This is a genomic window from Ignavibacteriales bacterium (assembly GCA_026390775.1).
In the GTDB taxonomy this organism is placed as follows: Bacteria; Bacteroidota; Ignavibacteria; order Ignavibacteriales; family Melioribacteraceae; genus Fen-1258.
In genome coordinates this window covers 121,775-143,139 of sequence record JAPLFF010000008.1, presented here as the reverse complement: position 1 = coordinate 143,139, position 21,365 = coordinate 121,775, and the positions used below count along the sequence as shown (strand labels likewise).

General features: G+C 34.6%; 13 protein-coding genes, 1 pseudogene and 1 riboswitch. Of the genes and pseudogenes, 12 read left to right on the top strand and 2 right to left on the bottom strand.

Features of this window, described 5'->3' with window-relative positions; translation table 11 throughout:
- Nucleotides 1–30: 30 nt before the first annotated feature.
- From nuoE to NTZ27_13205, 6 genes and pseudogenes are all read left to right on the top strand, one after another.
- Nucleotides 31–537 carry an NADH-quinone oxidoreductase subunit NuoE gene (gene nuoE, locus NTZ27_13230; GenBank protein MCX6175708.1) on the top strand — a complete coding sequence of 169 codons (507 nt, stop codon included), beginning with the start codon at nt 31–33 and terminating at the stop codon, nt 535–537.
- On the top strand, nt 534–2,297 hold the full coding sequence (locus NTZ27_13225; GenBank protein MCX6175707.1) for an NADH-quinone oxidoreductase subunit NuoF: 1,764 nt from the start codon (nt 534–536) through the stop codon (nt 2,295–2,297). Before nuoE ends, NTZ27_13225 begins: the two co-directional genes overlap by 4 nt.
- A gap of 21 nt (nt 2,298–2,318) precedes the next feature.
- Nucleotides 2,319–2,624, top strand: a pseudogene (locus NTZ27_13220) (2Fe-2S iron-sulfur cluster-binding protein).
- Nucleotides 2,622–6,074, top strand: coding sequence for a molybdopterin-dependent oxidoreductase (locus NTZ27_13215; GenBank protein MCX6175706.1), 3,453 nt, complete (start codon nt 2,622–2,624; stop codon nt 6,072–6,074). Before NTZ27_13220 ends, NTZ27_13215 begins: the two are co-directional and overlap by 3 nt.
- Before the next feature lie 3 nt (nt 6,075–6,077).
- The gene (locus NTZ27_13210) at nt 6,078–7,967 is read left to right on the top strand and encodes an ATP-binding protein (protein ID MCX6175705.1); all 1,890 of its coding nucleotides are present in this window, start codon (nt 6,078–6,080) and stop codon (nt 7,965–7,967) included.
- Entirely contained in the window at nt 7,960–9,330 is a 1,371-nt protein-coding gene (locus NTZ27_13205; GenBank protein ID MCX6175704.1) for a sigma-54 dependent transcriptional regulator, read from the top strand. The genes NTZ27_13210 and NTZ27_13205 overlap by 8 nt, the downstream gene beginning before the upstream one ends.
- Here NTZ27_13205 and NTZ27_13200 read toward each other — a convergent pair.
- Nucleotides 9,327–10,631: a hypothetical protein gene (locus NTZ27_13200; protein MCX6175703.1), complete on the bottom strand. Its 1,305-nt coding sequence runs from the start codon at nt 10,629–10,631 to the stop codon at nt 9,327–9,329. The two genes, NTZ27_13205 and NTZ27_13200, sit on opposite strands and share 4 nt — an antisense overlap.
- A 243-nt stretch (nt 10,632–10,874) precedes the next feature.
- Here NTZ27_13200 and NTZ27_13195 point away from each other — a divergent pair, with 243 nt between their 5' ends.
- From NTZ27_13195 to NTZ27_13185, 3 genes are all read left to right on the top strand, one after another.
- A complete protein-coding gene (locus NTZ27_13195) occupies nt 10,875–12,062 on the top strand; it encodes a galactose mutarotase (protein MCX6175702.1) in 1,188 nt (395 codons plus the stop codon).
- Nucleotides 12,063–12,077: 15 nt separating this feature from the next.
- The gene (locus NTZ27_13190; protein MCX6175701.1) at nt 12,078–14,657 is read left to right on the top strand and encodes a M14 family metallopeptidase; all 2,580 of its coding nucleotides are present in this window, start codon (nt 12,078–12,080) and stop codon (nt 14,655–14,657) included.
- A gap of 300 nt (nt 14,658–14,957) precedes the next feature.
- Nucleotides 14,958–15,335 carry a hypothetical protein gene (locus NTZ27_13185; GenBank protein ID MCX6175700.1) on the top strand — a complete coding sequence of 126 codons (378 nt, stop codon included), beginning with the start codon at nt 14,958–14,960 and terminating at the stop codon, nt 15,333–15,335.
- A 73-nt stretch (nt 15,336–15,408) separates the two neighbouring features.
- Here the strand turns inward: NTZ27_13185 and NTZ27_13180 are convergent, their stop codons facing one another.
- The gene (locus NTZ27_13180; GenBank protein ID MCX6175699.1) at nt 15,409–17,337 is read right to left on the bottom strand and encodes a TonB-dependent receptor; all 1,929 of its coding nucleotides are present in this window, start codon (nt 17,335–17,337) and stop codon (nt 15,409–15,411) included.
- 106 nt (nt 17,338–17,443) lie between these two features.
- Nucleotides 17,444–17,692: riboswitch (cobalamin riboswitch) on the bottom strand.
- 237 nt (nt 17,693–17,929) lie between these two features.
- Between NTZ27_13180 and NTZ27_13175 the strand changes: the two genes are divergently transcribed.
- The 3 genes from NTZ27_13175 to NTZ27_13165 are packed head-to-tail and all read left to right on the top strand — an operon-like array spanning nt 17,930 to nt 21,269.
- The gene (locus NTZ27_13175) at nt 17,930–18,589 is read left to right on the top strand and encodes a succinate dehydrogenase cytochrome b subunit (protein ID MCX6175698.1); all 660 of its coding nucleotides are present in this window, start codon (nt 17,930–17,932) and stop codon (nt 18,587–18,589) included.
- Nucleotides 18,589–20,499 carry a fumarate reductase/succinate dehydrogenase flavoprotein subunit gene (locus NTZ27_13170; GenBank protein MCX6175697.1) on the top strand — a complete coding sequence of 637 codons (1,911 nt, stop codon included), beginning with the start codon at nt 18,589–18,591 and terminating at the stop codon, nt 20,497–20,499. Before NTZ27_13175 ends, NTZ27_13170 begins: the two co-directional genes overlap by 1 nt.
- Entirely contained in the window at nt 20,499–21,269 is a 771-nt protein-coding gene (locus NTZ27_13165) for a succinate dehydrogenase/fumarate reductase iron-sulfur subunit (GenBank protein MCX6175696.1), read from the top strand. The genes NTZ27_13170 and NTZ27_13165 overlap by 1 nt, the downstream gene beginning before the upstream one ends.
- The last annotated feature ends 96 nt before the right edge of the window (nt 21,270–21,365 follow it).

Sequence of the window (21,365 nt, the reverse complement as noted above, 5' to 3'; positions counted from 1 at the left end):
CTTAATCAACTACTAATGTGAGTGAAAATCATGAACGATACAGAAGTTCAAGAGAAAAAAAGCATTGTAAATTTTAAAATTGACCTTGTTAACAAGAGACATCAAAATGGTTCGCTCATTCCGCTGCTTCAAGCTGCGCAGGATTCATACGGATATATTCCGGAAAAAGTTATCTATTATATAAGTGAATTAGTTGGGATACCCGCCGCAGAAATTTATGGCGTAATAACTTTCTATTCACAATTCCGGTTAAAACCGCTCGGTAAAAATCTTATAAGAATTTGCGAAGGTACAGCCTGCCATGTTAACGGTGCTAAAAGTATTCTAACTGCTCTTCAAGATGAGTTAGGTATTACTGTTGGAGAAACTACCGATGACGGCATTTTCAGTTTGCAATCAGTAGCATGTTTAGGTTGCTGTTCTTTAGCCCCTGTGCTTATGATAAACGATGATACGCGCGGAAATCTTACAATGGATAAGGTCAAAAAAATATTGAAGAAGTACAAAACAGAAGAAAAAATCCGGATCGCGTCATGAAAAAAGTAAAAGTTGGGTTAGGTACTTGTGGAATTTCTGCTGGCGGAGAATTGGTTTTCAATAAACTCAAAGAAGAGATAAAAACAAAAAATCTTGAAATCGAGATTAACGAAACCGGTTGTATGGGAATGTGCTACGAAGAAGCGTTGGTTGAAGTTGTAGATGATAACGATAGCTTCCTTTATTCAAACGTTACTGTTGATAAAGTTGGTAGAATAGTAAATGAACATTTAATAAATAATAAACCTGTTATTGAATGGATTATTAAAAGCAATGATGTTTCAAAAGAAGATGCTTTTCTTAAAAATCAAAAAAGAATTGTTCTTCGTAATTGCGGTGTAATAGATCCAACATCAATAGACGAATACATTGGACACGACGGGTACAAAGCTTTAGAAAAAGTATTGAAAAATTTTACACAACAGGAGGTTATTGATTTGATTATTAAATCCGGTTTGCGCGGAAGAGGCGGTGCCGGATTTACAACGGGGATGAAATGGAAATTTGCTAATCAAGAAAAAAGCGAAAAGAAATATATTATCTGCAATGCCGATGAAGGTGACCCCGGCGCATTTATGGATAGAAGTGTTTTGGAAGGAGATCCGCATTCTGTCCTTGAAGGAATGATGATAGCAGCATATGCAATCGGCTCGGATGAAGGATACATTTACTGCCGTGCAGAATATCCGCTTGCAATTAAAAGATTACGGACAGCAATAAAACAATGCGAGTTAAAAGGATTTTTAGGAAAAAATATTTTAGGCTTGAAGTTCAACTTCACAATAAAAATTAAAGAAGGCGCCGGTGCATTCGTTTGCGGCGAAGAAACTGCGCTGATGGTTTCGATAGAAGGAAAGCGCGGAGTTCCCCGGCTTCGTCCTCCGTTTCCTGCGAGCAAAGGTTTATGGGATAAACCGACAAACATCAACAACGTTGAAACATTTGCTAATATACCATGGATAATTAATAACGGATGGGAAAAATATTCTTCTCTGGGAACTGAAAAAAGTAAAGGGACAAAAGTTTTTGCGCTTGCTGGAAAAATAAAAAGAAGCGGGCTTGCAGAAGTACCGATGGGTATGACGATCAATGAAATTGTTTTTGATCTCGGCGGCGGAATTAAGAACGATAAAAAATTCAAAGCTGTACAAATGGGAGGACCATCCGGCGGATGCATTCCGGCAAGTATGGGAGATCTTAAAATAGATTATGATGAGATCGTCCGCACCGGTGCAATAATGGGTTCCGGTGGATTGATAGTACTAGATGAAACAACCTGCATGGTAGATCTAGCACGTTACTTTCTAAACTTTACACAAAATGAATCTTGCGGTAAATGCACATTCTGCAGAGTTGGTACAAAAAGAATGCTGGAGATTCTAGAAAGAATTACAATCGGTAAAGGAAAAGAAAATGATGTTGAAATACTTCAAGACTTAGCCAGCAAAATTACAAAGAACAGTCTCTGCGGACTGGGGCAGTCTGCACCAAATCCGGTTTTAACAACTATCAAATATTTTAGGGAAGAATACGAAGCACACATACAAAACAAAAAATGTTCTGCGCATAGCTGCTCAGCATTAATTGATTATACCATTGACGAAGTGAATTGTAAAGGATGCGGACTTTGTATCAAAGCGTGTTCATCCAATGCAATTACCGGAAGCAAGAAAGCGGTTCACTACGTCAATCAAGAATTGTGTATTAAGTGCGGTCGCTGTTTCGATGTATGCAATTTAGACGCGGTAATAAAAAACTGAAATTCTTCTAAGGACTGAATTATGGAAAATGTAAAAGTAATTATTAACGATAAAGAAATTATAACAACTCCGGATAAGACAATATTAGAAGTTGTTCATGAAAATAAAATAGATAAGATTCCAACACTCTGCCACGATAAACGTCTTGAACATTTTACATCATGTTATCTTTGTGTTGTTGAAGTTGAAGGAATGAATAAGCACGCTCCATCATGTGCGACATTTGTTCGCGATGGAATGAAAGTTCACACAAACAGCCAAAGTGTTTTGAGCGCGAGAAAAACTGCGCTGGAACTTCTATTTTCAAATCATTATGCAGATTGTATTGGTCCATGTAAAAGTAATTGTCCTGCAGGAGTTGATGCGCAATCATACATCGCATTAATCTCTGTCGGTAAATACAAAGATGCAATCAAATTGGTAAAAGAAAATAATCCGCTGCCTCAATCAATTGGAAGAGTTTGCGTTAGAGATTGCGAAACTGCCTGCCGCAGAAATTTTGTTGATGAACCGGTCGGCTGTAATTATTTGAAAAGATATATAGCGGATATTGACAGCAGCGACAAATGGATTCCTGAATTAAAACCAAGAAAGAATAAAAAAGTTGCAATCATCGGCGGTGGTCCGGCGGGATTAACTTGCGCATACTATCTTACCCTCGAAGGTTATTCTCCTACAATTTTTGAAAAACTTCCTGAACTTGGTGGAATGCTGCGGTACGGAATCCCAGAATACCGTCTGCCGAAAAAAGTTCTTGATGACGAGATCAATTGGATTCTTGATCTTGGTGTTGATGTAAGAACCGGAATTGAATTAGGTAAAGATATTTCAATAAAAGAATTGATGGATAAAGGATTTGAATCTGTATTTGTCGGAGTCGGTGCGCACAAAGCATCAACAATGGGACTTAAAGGTGAAAATGAAACCGAAGGAGTTTTTGACGGAATAGGTTTCTTGCGTGAAGTTGAAAATGGAAATGTTCCTAAACTAAATGGAACAGTTGTAATTGTAGGCGGCGGCAACACAGCAATTGATGCTGCTAGAACTGCGTTGAGATGCGGTGCTGAAAAAGTAAAAATCGTTTACAGAAGAAGTATAAAAGAAATGCCTGCACATCATGAAGAAATTAAAGCAGCACAAAAAGAAGGAATTGAAATTCTATTTTTAACAAATCCTAAAGCAATTGTTGCTGAGAATAAAAAATTAAAAGGAATAGAATGCTTAAGGCAAAAACTTGAAGCAGCAAAACCCGGAGAGCGGCCGCAGCCTGTTCCGATTGAAGGGTCGGAATTTATTGTTGAATGCGATTTTCTTATCGGTGCGATTGGTCAGAAAGTGGATACAGCTTTTGTAAATCTTGATAAAAACTGCTCACTTGAAAAATGGGGAACCATAACGGTAAATAAAAAAACTCTCGCCACCTCAATTCCCGGAGTATTTGCCGGAGGTGATGCAGTAACGGGTCCATTAACTGCAATCAGTTCTATTGCTCAAGGCAAACAAGCGGCACAATCAATTATGAGTTACTTAGAATTTGGAACGGTAAAAATATTTGAAAAAAATTTCTTGAGTTCGAAAAATAGATTTGGTGAATTATCCGAAAGGGAATTTTCTCAGATCAAAAAGTTAGCACGAGAAAAAATGGCAGAGTTAAATGTGACCGATAGAATTCACACTTTTGATGAGGTTGATTTGGGAATTACTGAAGAGCAGTCGCTGAATGAATGTGCGCGTTGTTTGGAATGCGGCTGTGCAGAATATTACGACTGCGCCCTTAGAAAATATTCGGAAGAATTTAATCTGGACATTTCGGAATACATTGGTGAAACTAAAAAATATTTAGTTGACAACAGACATCCTTTTATTTCTTTAGATCCGAATAAATGTATTAACTGCGGCAAATGTGTAAGAACATGTACGGAAATTTTAAAAGTATCTGCACTTGGGTTTGTTTACCGAGGATTCAAATCGGTGGTTAAACCCGCAATGGAAAAACCGCTGCTGGATACGAATTGTATTACTTGCGGTAACTGCATTGATGTTTGCCCGACCGGGGCGATCAGCGAAAAATTCCCATTTAAAGTTATGGGAACATTACCAAAAGAAAATCATGAGACTGTTTGCGGTTTTTGCTCTGTCGGATGCAAAGTCAATTTCAAAAAAATTAATGATGATATTTTCTACGTATCCAATTCTACAGAGGAAATAATAAATACTCATAACAAAGGCTATCTATGTGTTAAAGGAAGATTCGGACACCGTTATTTGATGAATAAAAATAGAGTGAACAACGCAATTATTAGAAGAGATAATTTGGTGCACGAAGTTGGAGTTGACGAAGCAATTATTTATTCAGAGAAAAAAATAAAAGAAATAATTAATAAATATGGAGAAGATTCTGTTGCGGTTTTTGCATCTCCGAATTTATCTAATGAGGAATTATATCTACTTCAAAAATTTACACGTGTTAGTCTAAAGAATAACAATATCTCCAGTTTTTCCAATCTGTTTCAGAATAAAGAATTAGATGTACTTGATGAGTCTCTAAATTATACTATTTCAACAACTACCATGGACAATTTGAAAAATGCTGATGTGATTGTGGTAATAAATTCAAATCTCTCCGAAGAAAATTTGATTATGGAATTGAAGATAAAAGACGCTCAAAAAGGAGGGACAAAATTAGTTGTTATAAATTCATCAGAGATGAGATTAGTTAAACATTCTGACCTTTGGTTAGACAGCACAAAAGGAACAAATACACTTTTACTTGATGCTTTAATGAAATTATTTGTTGAATGTGATTCAATTGACAACAATTTTATTAATTCTAAAACAGAACATTTCGATAAATTTAAAAACAAACTCGAGATGATGAATCTGGATGAAGCTATGGAATTGATAAATATTGATCGTGATAAATTCAATCAGCTTTTTGATATAACCAAAAACATAAATTCGAATATTGTTTTCATTTATAATCAGGATTCTACAAGGGAGAAATCAAATAATGATCTTAGAGCAATTGGCAATTTCTTATTAATGACTGGAAGAATTAATCGGGAAAACAACGGAATAATTTTACTAAGAGATAATTGTAACTCAACCGGACTTTTAGATATGGGTGTTAATCCTAATTACTTGCCCGGTTACGTAAAACATGATGAATTAGGTGAGATAGAAAGGATCGGAAATAAGTGGGGAGTAAATCTGAATTCAATTTTCAAAAAAGTTGATCTTGAAAATAAAATGAATCATGGTGAAATAAAAGCTGCAATAGTTTTTGGAGAAGACCCGGTTGCATTTAATATCAATAGAAAATTCCTAAGCAATTTAGAATTTTTACTTGTAAGTGATTCATTTTACACCGACTCCGTTTATGAAGCTGATGTAGTATTGCCTGCTCGGACATATCTGGAACAAGATGGAACTTTCACACGCTGCGATAATACACTGCAAAAAGCGAAAAAATTTATTGATAATAATGAAATCATGAATTGGGAAATAATTGAGAAACTGGCCAACCACTTTTCATCGGGATTTCAGCATAGAACAATAGATGAAATTTTTGATGAAATAAAAAGAGTAAATAAATTTTACAGTTCAATTGAAATTGAAAAATCATGGATTGAAAACGTGACTGATAATGATTTTACGCAAAAGAAATTAAAATTCTCATTAAACAAATCAGACTTAACAACTTTTGAAGCGATCAAACCTGTAATTCATTTCCCAGAGAATTATTATGTTTCAAATGTCAAAATGCAATTAGTTTAGATTATGCTAAAAACAACCAGCTACAAATTGATTTACGAATTATTTGATCATGTGTTAATATTCGATCGGAACAATGAAGTAGTATTTGAAGGTAATGCTCTTAAACGGTTATTAAATATTTCTGAAAAAAATATTACCGGTTTATTATATGATTCTCACCAATCTAACTATAAATCGAAAACACTTTTTGAAACTATTGAACAAGTCAAGTCTGATCTAGAACCGCATACAATTAAATTAAACGGAATTAAAGAAGAATATATTTTATTCCCTCTTAATTTTGATTTGGACCCGCACATTCTTTTAACACCGAAAGATAAAGTTGTAGAGATAACAAGAATCGAACATGATCTGAAAGAAAGAGTAAAAGAATTACGTTGCCTATATAATGTTAGCAAGGAATTAGAAGCCCCTCAATCAATTAACGAAGCGTTGGAAAAATGTATTAGGCATGTTCAAGCCGCCTTTCAATTTCCTAATGATGTGATAATCAATTTTGAAATTGGTAAAAAGATATTTGGTGATACTTCGTGGAATCCCAAAACAATTAATTCGATTTATTTTTCTGATATAAATGTTAATAATAAAAAACATGGAGAGATTAAAGTATTACTAAAAAGTAATGTTGGTTTTCTCGAAGAAGAACAGAGTATGATAAATGAGATCGCAGGTAAGTTTGCAAGGGCTATAGAAGAATCGGAGAAAACAATAAATCTTGAAAAACAGAAAAAAATATTACTTGCCAAAAATGAAACCTTATTAAGGTTAACAGAAGAGTGCCATCAGAAACAAGAGAAACTTCGTACTTTCTTCAGCGCAATTTCAGACCGCATAGTTGTTATAGATCATGAGTTCAATATTATAATGTCGAATAAAGATGATATAGGCGATTCAGGCAAATGCTATAATAAATTGTTTGGACAAAACGAACAATGCGCAAATTGTCCGGCTTTAAATACTTTTAAATCCGCACAAAATTGTTTGGAAGAAAAGGATGGAGGCGATATTTATTATACACTAAGATCATATCCAATCTTCGATCAGGACAGCAAAGTTGATAGAGTCTTGGAAGTTTGCAGAGATATAACAGTTCAGAAAAGAATGGAAGCCCAACTTTTACAATCGTATAAATTAGCATCACTGGGTAAACTTGTTGCCGGAGTTGCTCATGAAATCAACAATCCGAATACGTTTATACTTGGAAATTTAAAAATCATACAAGAAGCATTAGATGATATCTTTCCGGTTCTTGATAATTATTATTCAACTAAAAGGGATTTAAAAATTGCACGATTAGATTACGATGTTTTTAAGGATAACATTTCTACATTAATTACGGATATGATTAATGGTGCCAACAGGACAAAAAAAATCGTTGGTGATTTGAGAAACTTTGCCAAAAAAGATGATGGAACGCTAACTGATAATATTGATCTGAATTATATCATTAAAAATAATCTTACTCTCACAAGAAAACATGTAAAGAAATACGCAGAGTTGGAAATGATTCTTGCAGAAAACTTACCAGCGTTTAAGGGTAATATTAATAAGATTGAGCAAGTGATATTAAATTTAGTGATGAATGCTTCTGAAGCAATTGAAAAAAGTGAAGGACAAATTGTAATAAAAACCGGTTATGAAGAAAATAAAAAAGAAGTATTATTGACTATTATGGATAACGGCTGCGGCATGGATGAAACTACAATAAAAAATATTTTCGACCCGTTTTTTACTACTAAGCGAAATAAAGGCGGTACTGGATTAGGATTATCAATCACTTATGGAATAATTAAAGATCATAACGGATATATAAATGTAGATTCAAAATTAGGAGTTGGTACTACATTTACAATTCATTTCCCAATCAAAACATATGCAGAAAAAGATGAATAAAATCTTAGTTATTGATGATAATCAAGCAGTTCTTAATTTCTTAAATATTTTCTTGCTGCAAACCAGAAAGTATCAAATAAAAACTTTGCAAGACAGCACACTGGCTTTTAATCTTTTGGATTCCGGGAAATATGATCTATTATTATTAGATATGGATATGCCGAACATAACCGGACTAGATATTTTAAAACATATCACTGAAAATAAAATTAACATAACAACAATTGTACTTACAGGCGTTGAAGATATTGATCTTGCTATTTCCGCAATGAAGTTGGGAACTTACGATTACATGCTTAAACCAATTGAGGAAGAAAGATTAATCAAAACTATCGAGACAGCGTTAGATAAGAGAAAACTTGAATTGAACGAAGGCGGCATAACGCAGCGATTATCATTAAATACACTAGCTTATAAAGATGTTTTTGAAAATATAATAACTAAAGATGAAAAGATGGTTAAAATTTTTCATTACGTTGAAAAATTTGCCATAACAGATAACAGCGTTTTAATTTGGGGAGAAAGCGGGTCCGGGAAAGAACTGATTGCTCAAGCAATTCATAAAATTAGCAACAGACGGAATAAAAAATTTGTAGCCGTTAATGCCGGCGCATTTGCTCAAGAACTATTTTCATCAGAATTTTTTGGTCATGAAAAAGGCGCATTTACCGGAGCTTCTAGTGATAAAGTCGGTTTTATTGAAGATGCTAACGGAGGCACATTATTTTTAGATGAGATTGGCGAACTGTCTTTACCTATTCAAGTGAAACTTCTGCGAGTACTGCAGGATGAAGAATTTTATCGGCTCGGTTCAATAAAGAATATCAAGGCAGATGTAAGGATCATCGCCGCAACTAATAAAAATCTTTTTGAAGAAATTAAAAAAGGAAATTTTAGAAAAGACCTATTTTTCAGACTGAACATTAATTCGATCAACCTTCCTCCGTTAAGAGAAAGAAAAGGTGATATCGAATTATTGGCAAATTATTTTCTTAATATGTTCAATGAAAAGTACAAAAAGAATGTAGAAAAAATTTCTTTACAAGTATTAAATTGTTTTATGAGTTATTCTTTCCCGGGTAATGTTCGAGAGCTAATGAATTTAATTAACAGCGCCATAATTGTTGAAAGTACAAACGAACTGCATAAAAAGTCACTTCCGAATTACTTCTTGGAGAATAATAATTCCTATGGTGAGTTAGACGGAGAAATTATACCACAATCTTTAGAAGAAATGGAAAAAAATCATATTAAGCATGTTCTAGAATTTACTAACAAGAATCGTTCAAAAGCAGCGGAGATACTGCATATATCAAGAGTAAATTTAATTTCGAAAATCAAAAAGTATAAAATTGAGCATTAGCCGATTAATTTATTTTGCCTTCCAAAAAACAATTTCGTTTCTTTCCTTAGTTCGTAAATAAAAATTGAAATGACTGGGATGTACTCCAATATCAATACAATCGGGTATTCCTTCCACAGACCATTTAGTTGGTAACTCAAAACTGTAAACACAGTTAAAGAACTCAAACCAACATAGAAAATTCCACTCCATCTTGGAAGTATAGGAAGCAGCACTGCAAGCCAAGCAATATACCACGGATGAACAACCGGAGAGAAAATGAAAAGAAGTAATAACGAATAATAATATTTTTGTAGCAAATCAAGTTTATTGAAAATAAACGGAAGTAGGCAAATCACTAAAAGTATTCCGCAGATAATTCTTGTCGTTTGATTATTCTGAATGAATGAATCTATGATATTGAATACAATTCCGTTGAATGTCCAATGCTTAGCGTAAATAAAAAATGCTTCAAATGGATTGGAAGAAAAAATATAGGGTATAAACTGGACACTAAATGCAATTGCTGGAATAAATATAACTTTAATTCTTCCCGGTAATTTTTTTTCGTAGAAAAAGAGAATAGGAAGAAAAAGAAGTCCTACAGGTTTTATTGAAAAAGATAATCCGAGAAAAATTAATGAGAGTATTTTTTTATTATCCAAATAGAAGAATAATGCAAGGATTAAAAGAGGTAATCCAAAACCATCAAGATGAGCATCGAGGGAAAATTGTATAATGGGCAGAGGACATAATGCATAAAGTAAAATATTTTTATCGGGGAGATTCATTTTCCTTATTAAAAGAAATAGAGCTGATAAAGTTATCAATTCGAAAATGAGCAATAATAATTTATATCCCCAGATAGCTTCTCCGCTTAATGAGTAGCTCGCATAAAACAACCATTGACTCAAAGGGAAATAAATTGTTTTCATATCAGGATTGTTGACAAATTTTGGTATAGTCTCTGAATGGAGGTTTTGCAATGAAGGATCATTTGGCAAATAAAGATAAGGATTGATTCCGCTTGACTGAACTTTTCCATCCCACATGTATCTGTAATAATCATCAGAACCAATTGGATTAATCGAAACAAAACTTACTCTAAGCAAAATTCCAACCGCAACCAGCCCGACGACATAACTGAAAGGGATCTCGTTTTTTAGAATCAGCCAACTAATGAAAACAAAAATAATGGAGGAAAATATATAAATGATTGAGTAAGTTATAATCGGCTGGATATTAAGCAAATGTATTAATAGAAAGAGAAAACACAATACTGCTACTGATAAGATCAACAAAATTTTGCTTTGTGACTTCATTTGTATTCAATGTTTTATTAAGATTAAAGATAATCAAAAGAAAATAAATCGGGAAAATGCATAGCGGATTTTAATTAAATCATTATTTTTGTAGGGGTAATAGGAAGTTCACTAAGAGAAAATATATTTCTGAAAGCTCATGAAAGTAAATACATTGATAACTTAACATTTCATCTTTCAGCAAAAAATGATTATTCTCAGTGAAAAATCTTTCTTAAATAAATAAAATGGCGAGGGATAATTATGAAATCATTTTCAAAAATATTTATGAATTATGCTTTGGTAAGTTTCTTTCTATTAGTTAATCTTTTCTCAACATCATGCAAGAATAAGGAGACAAGTGCAGAAATGGAAGTGAAGAAAGAATTATTTGGTAAAACTGCTGACGGACAGACTGTTTATATCTACACTCTTACGAATAAAAACGGTATGACGGTGAAAATTACTAATTACGGTGCAACGGTTGTTTCATTAACAGCACCGGATAGAAATGGAAAATATGAAGATGTTGTTTTAGGGTATGATAACATTGAGGGATATGAAGCTGACAAATCTTATTTCGGTGCGATTGTTGGCAGATATGGAAATAGAATTGGAAAAGGTAAATTCAAATTGGATGGAAAAGAATATCAACTCTCAATCAATAATGGAGAAAATCATCTTCATGGTGGAACGAACGGATTTAATAAAAAAGTTTGGCAAGTTCTTGGTTATAGTAATATTAAGTACAATAATTTAATGGGCGGTTCTTTTATAGCAATGAAATATATAAGTAAGGATGGTGAAGAAGGATATCCCGGTACAGTTGAAATAACAGTTAATTATAATCTATCTAAAGACAATGAACTTTCAATCAACTATACAGCATTGAGTGATAAGAACACGATCATAAATCCCACACATCATTCATATTTTAATTTAACTGGAGATCCAAACAAAACAATTCTTGATCATGAATTAATGATTGATGCCAATAAATTTACTCCTGTTGATAAAGGTTTGATTCCTACAGGTAAGTTTGCCGATGTAACTAATACACCTATGGATTTCCGCAAACCGACAAAGATTGGTGCACGTATAAATGAAAATTATGAACAATTAAAATTTGGTCTTGGCTACGATCATAATTGGGTTTTGAATAAACATCAAGAACTTGAACCGATGATTGCAACTGTATATGAACCAACTTCCGGAAGATTTATGCAAGTGTGGACAAATCAGCCGGGCATTCAATTCTATTGCGGTAATTTTCTTGACGGAAAAGTAAAAGGTAAGAATGGAGTTATGTATCAATATAGAACTGGATTGTGTTTAGAAACCCAGCATTTTCCGGATTCTCCAAACAAACCGGATTGGCCTTCAACTGTTTTGAAAGCAAGTAAGATATTACCTTATAGACAGTCAACTACTTATAAGTTCTCAACGAAATAATTAGACGGAGGAATAATGCGAAAGCTGTTATCAGTTTTGTTACTTGTTTCTTTCTCGTTTGTAATCGGACAGAATTTAAAATCACCAGAAGAATTTCTTGGATTCAAAGTTGGCGCTGATTATAAAATTGCTGACTATGCAATGATCACAAAATATTTTAAGCACCTTTTCGAAAACTCCGATAAAATTCTTTATCAAGTTATCGGTAAGACAACTCTCGGTAAAGAAATGTTCATGGCTATAATCAGTTCGCCCGAGAATTTAAAGTTAATTGATAAATACAAAAAAATAATTCAACAACTTTCCGATCCTCGCAAAATAAATGATGCTGATGCTATACAGTTAACCAAAGACGGAAAAGTTGTAGTACTAGTTACTTGCAACATCCACTCTACGGAGATTGCTTCATCACAAATGTCTATGGAATTTGCATACACACTTGCAAGCGGAACGGCTCCGGAAAAATCCAATAAAGCTCTTAACGATGTTATCTTTATCATAATGCCTTCAATAAATCCCGATGGTACTACGATGGTTGTTGATTGGTATAACAAATATTTAAATACCGAATATGACGGAGCTTCATTACCATTCTTATATCATCCTTATGCCGGGCATGATGACAACCGCGATTGGTTTATGTTCAATCTAAAAGAAACACAAAATGTTGTTAAGGTTGCATTTCAAGAATGGTTTCCGCAGATCTGGCTAGATGAACATCAAATGGGCAGTAATGGTGCAAGACTTTTTGTAGTACCTTATAAAGATCCGATAAATCCAAATGTGAATCCGCTTATTTGGAGATGGCAAAAAATTCTTGGCGGAATGTCTGCACTTGATCTAGAAAAGAAAAAATATACCGGCGTGATAGATCAAGCTTTATATGATGCATACTGGGAAGGTGCAACTGAGAATTCTTTGTGGCATAATCAAATCGGAATGCTATCAGAAATGGCAAGCTGTAATGTTGCAAGTCCAATCTTTATTGATTCATCCGAAGTAAAAGCAACTCAAGAAATTACAACTTATGATATTCGAACAAATTATCCTTCGCCATGGCGCGGCGGCTGGTGGCGGCTGCTTGATATCGTTGATTATGAACTTGGTCTTACTTACAGTTTGCTTGAAACATCTGCTATGTTCAAGGAAGATTTACTAAAAACTTATTATACAATGTGTAAAGATGCAATTGAAAAAGGAAAAGAAGGAAATCCTTATGCGTATATAATTCCAAGAGATCAAAAAGATCCCGTTACCACTTCGTTGATGATCGAAAAACTTCAAATGGGAGGTGTTGAAGTTCAATTTTCTGAAAAGGAATTTAAAGTTGGTAACACAATCTATCCGGCAAACAGTTATTTAATATTTTTAGCACAACCGAATGGAAGATATGTTAAAGATCTCTTCGAAGAACAAACTTATCCCGATCTTAGAAGAACAAGAAACGAAACCCCGTTGCGTCCCTATGATGTTGCCGGCTGGACGCTTCCATATCAAATGGGTGTAAAGTTTTTTACAGTTAATGATCCAGTTCAAATTGATGCGAAAATTATAAATGGTCCTCTATATCAATCAGCAATAATACCTTCGGAGGGGAATTACTTTGTCTCTCCAGCAGGATTAAATGCAAATTCGACTTTTATTAACAGACTTCAAAAAGAAAATATTGAAGTCTATTGGAATAACGAAAAAATCAAGAGCGGTTCAAACGAGTTTGATGACGGATCTGTTTTTGTTCCTGTAAATGATAAATCAACAAAAGCAGTTAAAGAATTAGCAAATGAACTTCACTTAAAACTAATTTCTACAGATATAACTGATAAATCAAAATTAAAAGAATTAAAAAAAGTTCGCGTAGGATTGTATAAATCTTATTCTGCAAGTATGGATGAAGGATGGACAAGATTACTTTTGGAAAATTATCAGTTTGAATTTTCATCTATCGTGAACAAAGATTTCAAGAATAAAAAACTAAAAGATAATTTTGATGTTATCATATTTCCCGATATGTCCGGAGACATAATTAAAACCGGAAAACCAAGTGGTGACAATGCACGTTTCTCCAGACCAAAACCGCCGGAATATGAAGGAGGAATTGAAAAAGAGGGAGTTGAAAATCTAAAAACATTTATTGAAAAAGACGGCGGTTATGTATTAACTCTTGGACAGGCGTGTAATTTTGCAATTGAAGACTTGGGTCTGAAAGTAACTAATGTTTTAAGAAATGTTAAGAGCGATGATTTTTATTGTCCCGGTTCTTTAATTAGAATTAGTGTTGATAATACAAACCCAATTGGTTACGGAATGGATAGAGAGTCAATCGGTTATTTAAGTGATAATATGGCTTTTACAACATCAACACCGTTCGGACCTTTTGATCGGAGCGTTATAGCAAGGTATCCAGCAAGTAATTTATTAAAGTCTGGATTTTTGTTAGGCGAAGATTATCTATTCAAACGAAATGCAGTAGTTGATGTTAAACAAAAAAATGGCCATGTAATTTTATTTGGTTTCAAAGTTCAGAATCGTCATCAAACATTCGGGACATTTAAACTACTCTTCAACGCAATTCACTTAGCAGGTATGCAGCAATAATTGTTAATGATTAATTGCCCGGGTTATTACGACTCGGGCAACTGATTCTATTAAAACAATACTTTTCAATCTTTGAAAAATTAATGTACATCACATTTTTAAACGTCTATAATAATTTATCTCTAACGTGATTAAACTTTCTGTTAACATCAAATGTCAATTAATCATAGAATAACTAAAAGCTGGTTCCGAAGAAATTGTTAAAAAGATGATTCTTATTAAATAGATTTAACACTTTTTAAATTGTTTGAATAGATCACGTTAATTATTTTAATCACATACAACAAATAGGATGGCAACATGAAAGCAAAATTCGTAGTTATTTTGTCGGTACTCTTCTTATTCGGTTTTACAACTCAATCATTTTCTCAGGGTATGGGAGGTATGAATCCGCAAGAACGAATGAAGCAGCAACTCCAAAACTACAAAGAAAGACTGAAACTCACAGATGCTCAATTCAATAAAGTTGATACTATTCTTAAAGATCAAATGGGCGAAATGCAGAAACTTAGAGATAATAGCGGCGGTGATAGGGAGTCAATGCGAGAAGCAATGATGGGTTTAAGAGAAAAAACTAATAAGAAAATTGAAACACTTCTGGATGATACACAAAAAGCAGAATTTAAAAAGATTCAAGAAGAAGCGGCTCAAAGAAGACAAGGAATGGGTCGAGGTTAATTTTATTGGTACTAGATACAGGATACTTGATGCTGGAAAATACCGGCATCAAGTACCTAGTATCAGTAGTTAATTATAAATTTAAATTCAGTCCCACATAAAAACTTCTTCCGAGCGTACCATAATACAACACTTCTTCATACTGCTTATCAAATAGGTTTTCGATCTTACCTGTTAATTCTAAGTAACTAAATAATTTATACAATACTGATAAATTAACTAAAGTGTAATCAGGTATAACAACCCGTTCTGTGGGAAAAGTTGAAAAATCTTTGTCTTCCCGTTCGCCCACATGAAGGAACTGCATGTTCCAATTCATATTTGCATTCAACTTGTAATTTATATTGAAAGAAGCTTGATGTTTTGGTCTTCGCAATAAAGCTTTTCCGTAATCGGCACTTAATTCATATTCATCTTTTGTTTTTGTAAAAGTGTAATTAGCATTTGCCGAAAAATTATTGAGATTAAAAACCGATGCCACAACTTCAAAACCTTGTGAAGATGCTTTTGCAATATTTACTGTTCTAAAGTTAGCATCAAATCCAAACATGTTCTCAAGTTTCAAATTAAAATATGTAAGTGCAATGCTGAATTTTCCTTGTGAAAAATATTGTTCAAAACCCGCATCCCAACCGATACTTTTCTCGGGCTGTAAATCCGGATTACCAAATACCGGATCAAAAAGATAAAAGAGAGAGGGCGCTTTAAAGCCGGTTCCGAAGGACATTTTAAGTTTTGTGTTTGTTGAATTGAAATAATAAGCGGGTGCAATTCTGTAAGTTGCTACACTTCCGAATTTTTGATTGTTGTCTAATCTAACTCCGGCTGAGATAAATAATGAATTTTCATAACTGAATTGATCTTGTAAATAAACGCCAGTTGTTCTTATGGATTGTTCCGGAAAAATACTTTCGAACGGTCCCCAATCGCTTGTAGATACATAACTGGAATTTGTTTTTTCATTTTCAGTTTCAATTCCAAACGTAACCAAATTATTTTCAATGAAACGAAGATTGTTCTGCCAATCGAATTTTACACGATCTGCTTTATTAAATCCGTCTGAAGATAGATTAGGATGAGCTTGATCCACAAGATCAAGTGAATGGCTGAATCGTTTTACTAATGAAGCATTGATTTGCTGCTGCCATCTTCCTTCAAAGAAAGATAAATTTAATCCGCTTTTGAAAAGTTGTTCTTCAATATTAAAATTGAAATTAGGATCATCTCCAAATTTTTCATTTTGATCCAGCGCCGTTTCCATTTTTGTAAACTTATAGATCATATCAAGCTTTGCAGTTGATGATAGATCTAAACCTAAACGTGAATAGATTGAATTGTTCGTGTATCCATCTTTTTCTGTATTACCAAAACGGGCATCGCTTGCAGAAACACCATCACTTCCATTTCGGGTTGCTGTAACTGCATAACTAAGAATTCCATATTTCCCTTGTGCGGAAAGATTTCCTCTGTAATAATTGTTGGAGCCGCCTTCTTCAGAAAAATTAAATTGTGGTTTATCAGTTCCTCGTTTTGTAATTATGTTTATTACACCTGCTATAGCCTCTGAACCATACAATGTACTTTGAGGACCTCTAACAATTTCAATTCTTTCAACATCATTGGTATTAAGCGTAGAAAAATCAAATGCATTATTTGGAGAAGAAGCATCATTCATTTTAACGCCGTCAATAATTACCAGCGTATGATTTGAATTTGATCCTCTTATGTAAACGTATGCAAGTTTTCCCGGTCCACCTTGCTGTGTAACGGTAAGTCCCGGCATTTCCCGAAGAACATCAACGACAGTTCGCAAATTTTGGCGTGATATTTCTTCTGAAGTAATAATTGAAACAGAACTGCCAAGAGCGTAATACGGGGTTTCTGTTTTATTAGCTGTTACAACAATTTCCGATAAAGTTGTTTTAACAGAATCTGATTGCTGTGCTGAGATAAAAATCTGAAACAGAAAAAAGATTAGTAAAAATGAATGAAGATATTTCATAGAAGTTACTCCTTTTAAGAAAGTTGTAACTTCGCGTGATGTTAAGATTGATTCGAAATATTGATCTGGAGACTCATGAACCAAAACCTCTACCCGCGAAGGTTTATAAATTTGTGATATCTGCGGCAGGTCTCCTGACTTGAGACATCGTTTAACGCCTTCCCGGATTGGGTGTAGAACGATGAGTGTAGAGTTCCGAGTATTTTAATACTCTTCGTTCTACGTTCTTCACTCGAAGTACCAGTGGCATTATGTCAAACGACTTTTTATGTCTCTTACAGTTGCGGGGCAGCACCGGACTTTCACCGGTTTCCCTATTGAGTTCAAAACGAACACCGCAAAATGTTTAAGAACTTCGGATGCAAGATAGAAAAGAAAGGAAAATTGTGCAATGATAGAAAATTAAATATTAAACAAAGCTACTTCTTCTTTGAAAAAAAACATTATTAGCTTTATCTTAAAGTAGAGATTAAAAATTATAGTCCAGCGCTGTGGCAAAAATATTCTTTTCAGAAAAAAGTCATTTCAAAAAATTATTTCAGCAAACCACATCTATTCTAAAAACAAACTATCTTAAAAGAGGAGAAAATTAATGGGCTGGGTCTGGAAAAGCTTGAATTCATCCATTGGTAAAAAATTGGTGATGGCAATTACCGGTGTGACTCTTATGCTTTTTTTAATCGTTCATCTCGCCGGAAACATGAGTTTGTACGGCGGTAAAGATGCGTTCAACAATTATGTGGGACTACTCGAGCGTATTAAACCATTTATTCGAGTTATCGAAATTATTCTCGCTTCAATTTTTATTTTCCACATTTTTAATGGTACGCGTCTATGGATTGAAAATAAGCAGGCAAGACCGCAAGGATATTCCGTCAATGGATCACGAAAGAACACAACTGTTTTTTCACGCACTGCTTTCATAACCGGAAGCATCATATTTATCTTTTTAGTAATTCATCTGCAAACAATTTGGTATAAGTTCAATTACTCAGGTAGTGAGTTGGATCTTTATACCATTACAACCGAATGGCTGCAAGTCTGGTGGTATGCTGCTCTCTATTTCATTGCAGTATTACTTTTGGGATTTCATCTTAATCACGGTTTCCAAAGTGCGTTTCAAACTTTCGGATGGAATCATAAAAAATATTTTCCATTGATCGAAAGAATTGGAACTATCTACGTAGTGATTATAACGATCGGTTTTGCTTCGATTCCAATTTACTTTTTATTTTTCTTCGGAGGTAAGTGATGATAAAATTAGATGCGAAAGTACCTGCGGGTAAATTAGAAGAGAAGTGGACGAACCACAAATTCAATATGAAACTTGTTAACCCTGCAAACAAACGTAAGTACGATGTAATTGTTGTTGGGACAGGATTAGCCGGTGCATCAGCGGCTGCATCGTTAGGTGAACTTGGTTATAATGTTAAGGCATTCACTTTTCATGATAGTGCAAGACGTGCTCACAGCATTGCAGCACAAGGCGGAATCAATGCAGCAAAAAATTATCAGAATGACGGCGATTCGGTTTACAGATTATTTTTCGATACCATAAAAGGCGGTGACTTCCGCTCGCGAGAATCAAATGTTTACCGTCTTGCTGAAGTAAGCAATAATATTATTGATCAATGTGTTGCTCAAGGAGTTCCGTTTGCACGTGAGTACGGCGGATTGCTTGATAACAGATCTTTCGGCGGTGCTCTTGTATCAAGAACTTTTTATGCGAAAGGACAAACCGGGCAGCAGCTTCTTCTTGGAGCTTACACTGCAATGAATAGACAAGTCAAAACAGGAAAAGTAAAACTTTATACACGCAGGGAAATGCTTGATGTTGTTGTTGTTGACGGAATTGCAAAAGGAATTGTAGTCAGAAATTTGTTAACAGGAGAAATTGAAAAACATTCTGCTCACGCAGTTATTCTTGCAACGGGCGGATACATGAACGCTTATTTCCTTTCTACAAATGCCATGAATTGTAACACAACAGCTATTTGGCGTGCACACAAACGCGGAGCCGCATTTGCAAATCCGTGCTATACACAAATTCATCCAACATGTTTACCTGTTCACGGAGAGAATCAATCGAAGCTAACTTTAATGAGCGAAAGTTTACGAAATGACGGACGCATTTGGGTTTCCAAATTAAAGAATGATATGAGGAAACCGAATGACATTCCTGAAGAAGAACGCGATTACTATCTCGAAAGAAAATATCCAACTTATGGTAATTTAAGTCCGCGTGATATTTCATCACGTGCCGCAAAAGAAGCATTTGATGACGGACGGGGTGCACAAGGAAAAGAAGCAGTGTATCTCGACTTTAAGGATGCAATAAACCGTCTTGGCAAAAATGTAATTGAAGAACGTTACGGAAATTTGTGTGAAATGTATCAAACGATTACCGGAGAAAATCCTTATGAAACACCAATGAAAATTTATCCTGCACCGCATTATGCAATGGGTGGTTTATGGGTTGATTACAATTTGATGAGTTCAATTCCCGGATTATTTGTAGCCGGTGAAGCAAACTTTTCAGATCACGGTGCAAACCGCCTGGGTGCAAGTGCTCTTATGCAAGGATTAGCCGATGGTTACTTTGTTATTCCTTACACAATCGGAAATTATCTTGCTGGGGATAAACCTTCTTTAGTTAAAGCTGATCATGCAGAATTTAACAAAGTTCAAAAAGAAGTTGAAGATATGACTACAAAACTTCTTTCAATCAAAGGAAAAAGAACCGTTGATGATATACATAAACAACTCGGCAGAATTATGTGGAATAAAGTTGGAATGGGTAGGAATAAAAAAGGATTGAAAGAAGCGATGGTTGAGATAAAAGCTTTAAGACAAGAATTTTGGAAAGATGTAAATGTTGTCGGTGATTCGAAAGATGTTAATCAATGTCTGGAACGCGGTGCAAGAGTTGCAGATTATCTTGAGCTTGGAGAATTAATAGCTCTTGATGCACTAACTCGCAACGAATCATGCGGAGGACATTTTAGAGAAGAATATCAGACTAAAGAAGGCGAAGCTTTAAGAAATGATGAAAATTATGCTTTTGTTTCGGCTTGGGAATTTAAGGATGTTGGTAAATGGGAATTGAACAAAGAACCTCTTGAATTCACTTCTGTTAAATTAGCTACAAGGAGTTATAAATAATGGAACATAAAAAAATAAATCTAACTCTTAAGATTTGGCGCCAGCACGGTCCTAAAACACCCGGCAGTTTTGTTGAATATAAAGTTGCTGTTTCACCGGATTCATCCTTCTTAGAAATGCTGGATGATATTAATAATGATCTCGAAAGTAAAAATCTGGAACCGATTGCTTTTGAAAGCGATTGTCGCGAAGGAATTTGCGGAACTTGCGGATTAGTAATCAACGGACAACCGCACGGACCAATTCCAAGAATTGCAACTTGCCAATTGCATATGAGAAATTTCAACGAAGGCGATAAAATTTATATTGAACCATTCCGCGCAAAAGCATTTCCTATCATCAAAGATTTAATGACAGACCGTTCCGCAATGGATAGAATTATGGAAGCCGGCGGATTTATTTCTGTAAATACCGGAAGTGTTCCGGATGGAAATGCAATTCCGATCGCGAAAGAAATTGCATCCGAAGCAATGGATGCAGCTTCATGTATCGGATGCGGTGCGTGTGTTGCAGCTTGTAAAAATGCATCGGCAATGTTATTTGTAAGTGCAAAAGTTTCACAATTTGCGTTGCTGCCTCAAGGGATGCCGGAGCGTTATCAGCGTGTAGAAACAATGGTAAAAGTGATGGATGAATACGGATTCGGAAGCTGCTCAAACACTTATGCATGTGAAGCAGAATGCCCGAAAGGAATTTCCGTTAAGAACATTGCGCGTATGAACCGGGAATATTTTATGGCGAAGGTTAAATCTCAAAATGTTGATATTTGATATAGTTATTGTTTAGATATAAAATCCCGACTAATTAAGTCGGGATTTTTTTATGGCTTTTTGGTATTATTGACCGTGCACTTTGATTTTACGATG

Bases quoted from the DNA above. Each gene is read 5' to 3' on its own strand.
- nuoE (MCX6175708.1), top strand. From the start codon at position 31: ATGAACGATACAGAAGTTCAAGAGAAAAAAAGCATTGTAAATTTTAAA.
- NTZ27_13225 (MCX6175707.1), top strand. From the start codon at position 534: ATGAAAAAAGTAAAAGTTGGGTTAGGTACTTGTGGAATTTCTGCTGGC.
- NTZ27_13210 (MCX6175705.1), top strand. From the start codon at position 6,078: ATGCTAAAAACAACCAGCTACAAATTGATTTACGAATTATTTGATCAT.
- NTZ27_13205 (MCX6175704.1), top strand. From the start codon at position 7,960: ATGAATAAAATCTTAGTTATTGATGATAATCAAGCAGTTCTTAATTTC.
- NTZ27_13200 (MCX6175703.1), bottom strand. From the start codon at position 10,631: ATGAAGTCACAAAGCAAAATTTTGTTGATCTTATCAGTAGCAGTATTG.
- NTZ27_13195 (MCX6175702.1), top strand. From the start codon at position 10,875: ATGAAATCATTTTCAAAAATATTTATGAATTATGCTTTGGTAAGTTTC.
- NTZ27_13190 (MCX6175701.1), top strand. From the start codon at position 12,078: ATGCGAAAGCTGTTATCAGTTTTGTTACTTGTTTCTTTCTCGTTTGTA.
- NTZ27_13185 (MCX6175700.1), top strand. From the start codon at position 14,958: ATGAAAGCAAAATTCGTAGTTATTTTGTCGGTACTCTTCTTATTCGGT.
- NTZ27_13180 (MCX6175699.1), bottom strand. From the start codon at position 17,337: ATGAAATATCTTCATTCATTTTTACTAATCTTTTTTCTGTTTCAGATT.
- NTZ27_13175 (MCX6175698.1), top strand. From the start codon at position 17,930: ATGGGCTGGGTCTGGAAAAGCTTGAATTCATCCATTGGTAAAAAATTG.
- NTZ27_13170 (MCX6175697.1), top strand. From the start codon at position 18,589: ATGATAAAATTAGATGCGAAAGTACCTGCGGGTAAATTAGAAGAGAAG.
- NTZ27_13165 (MCX6175696.1), top strand. From the start codon at position 20,499: ATGGAACATAAAAAAATAAATCTAACTCTTAAGATTTGGCGCCAGCAC.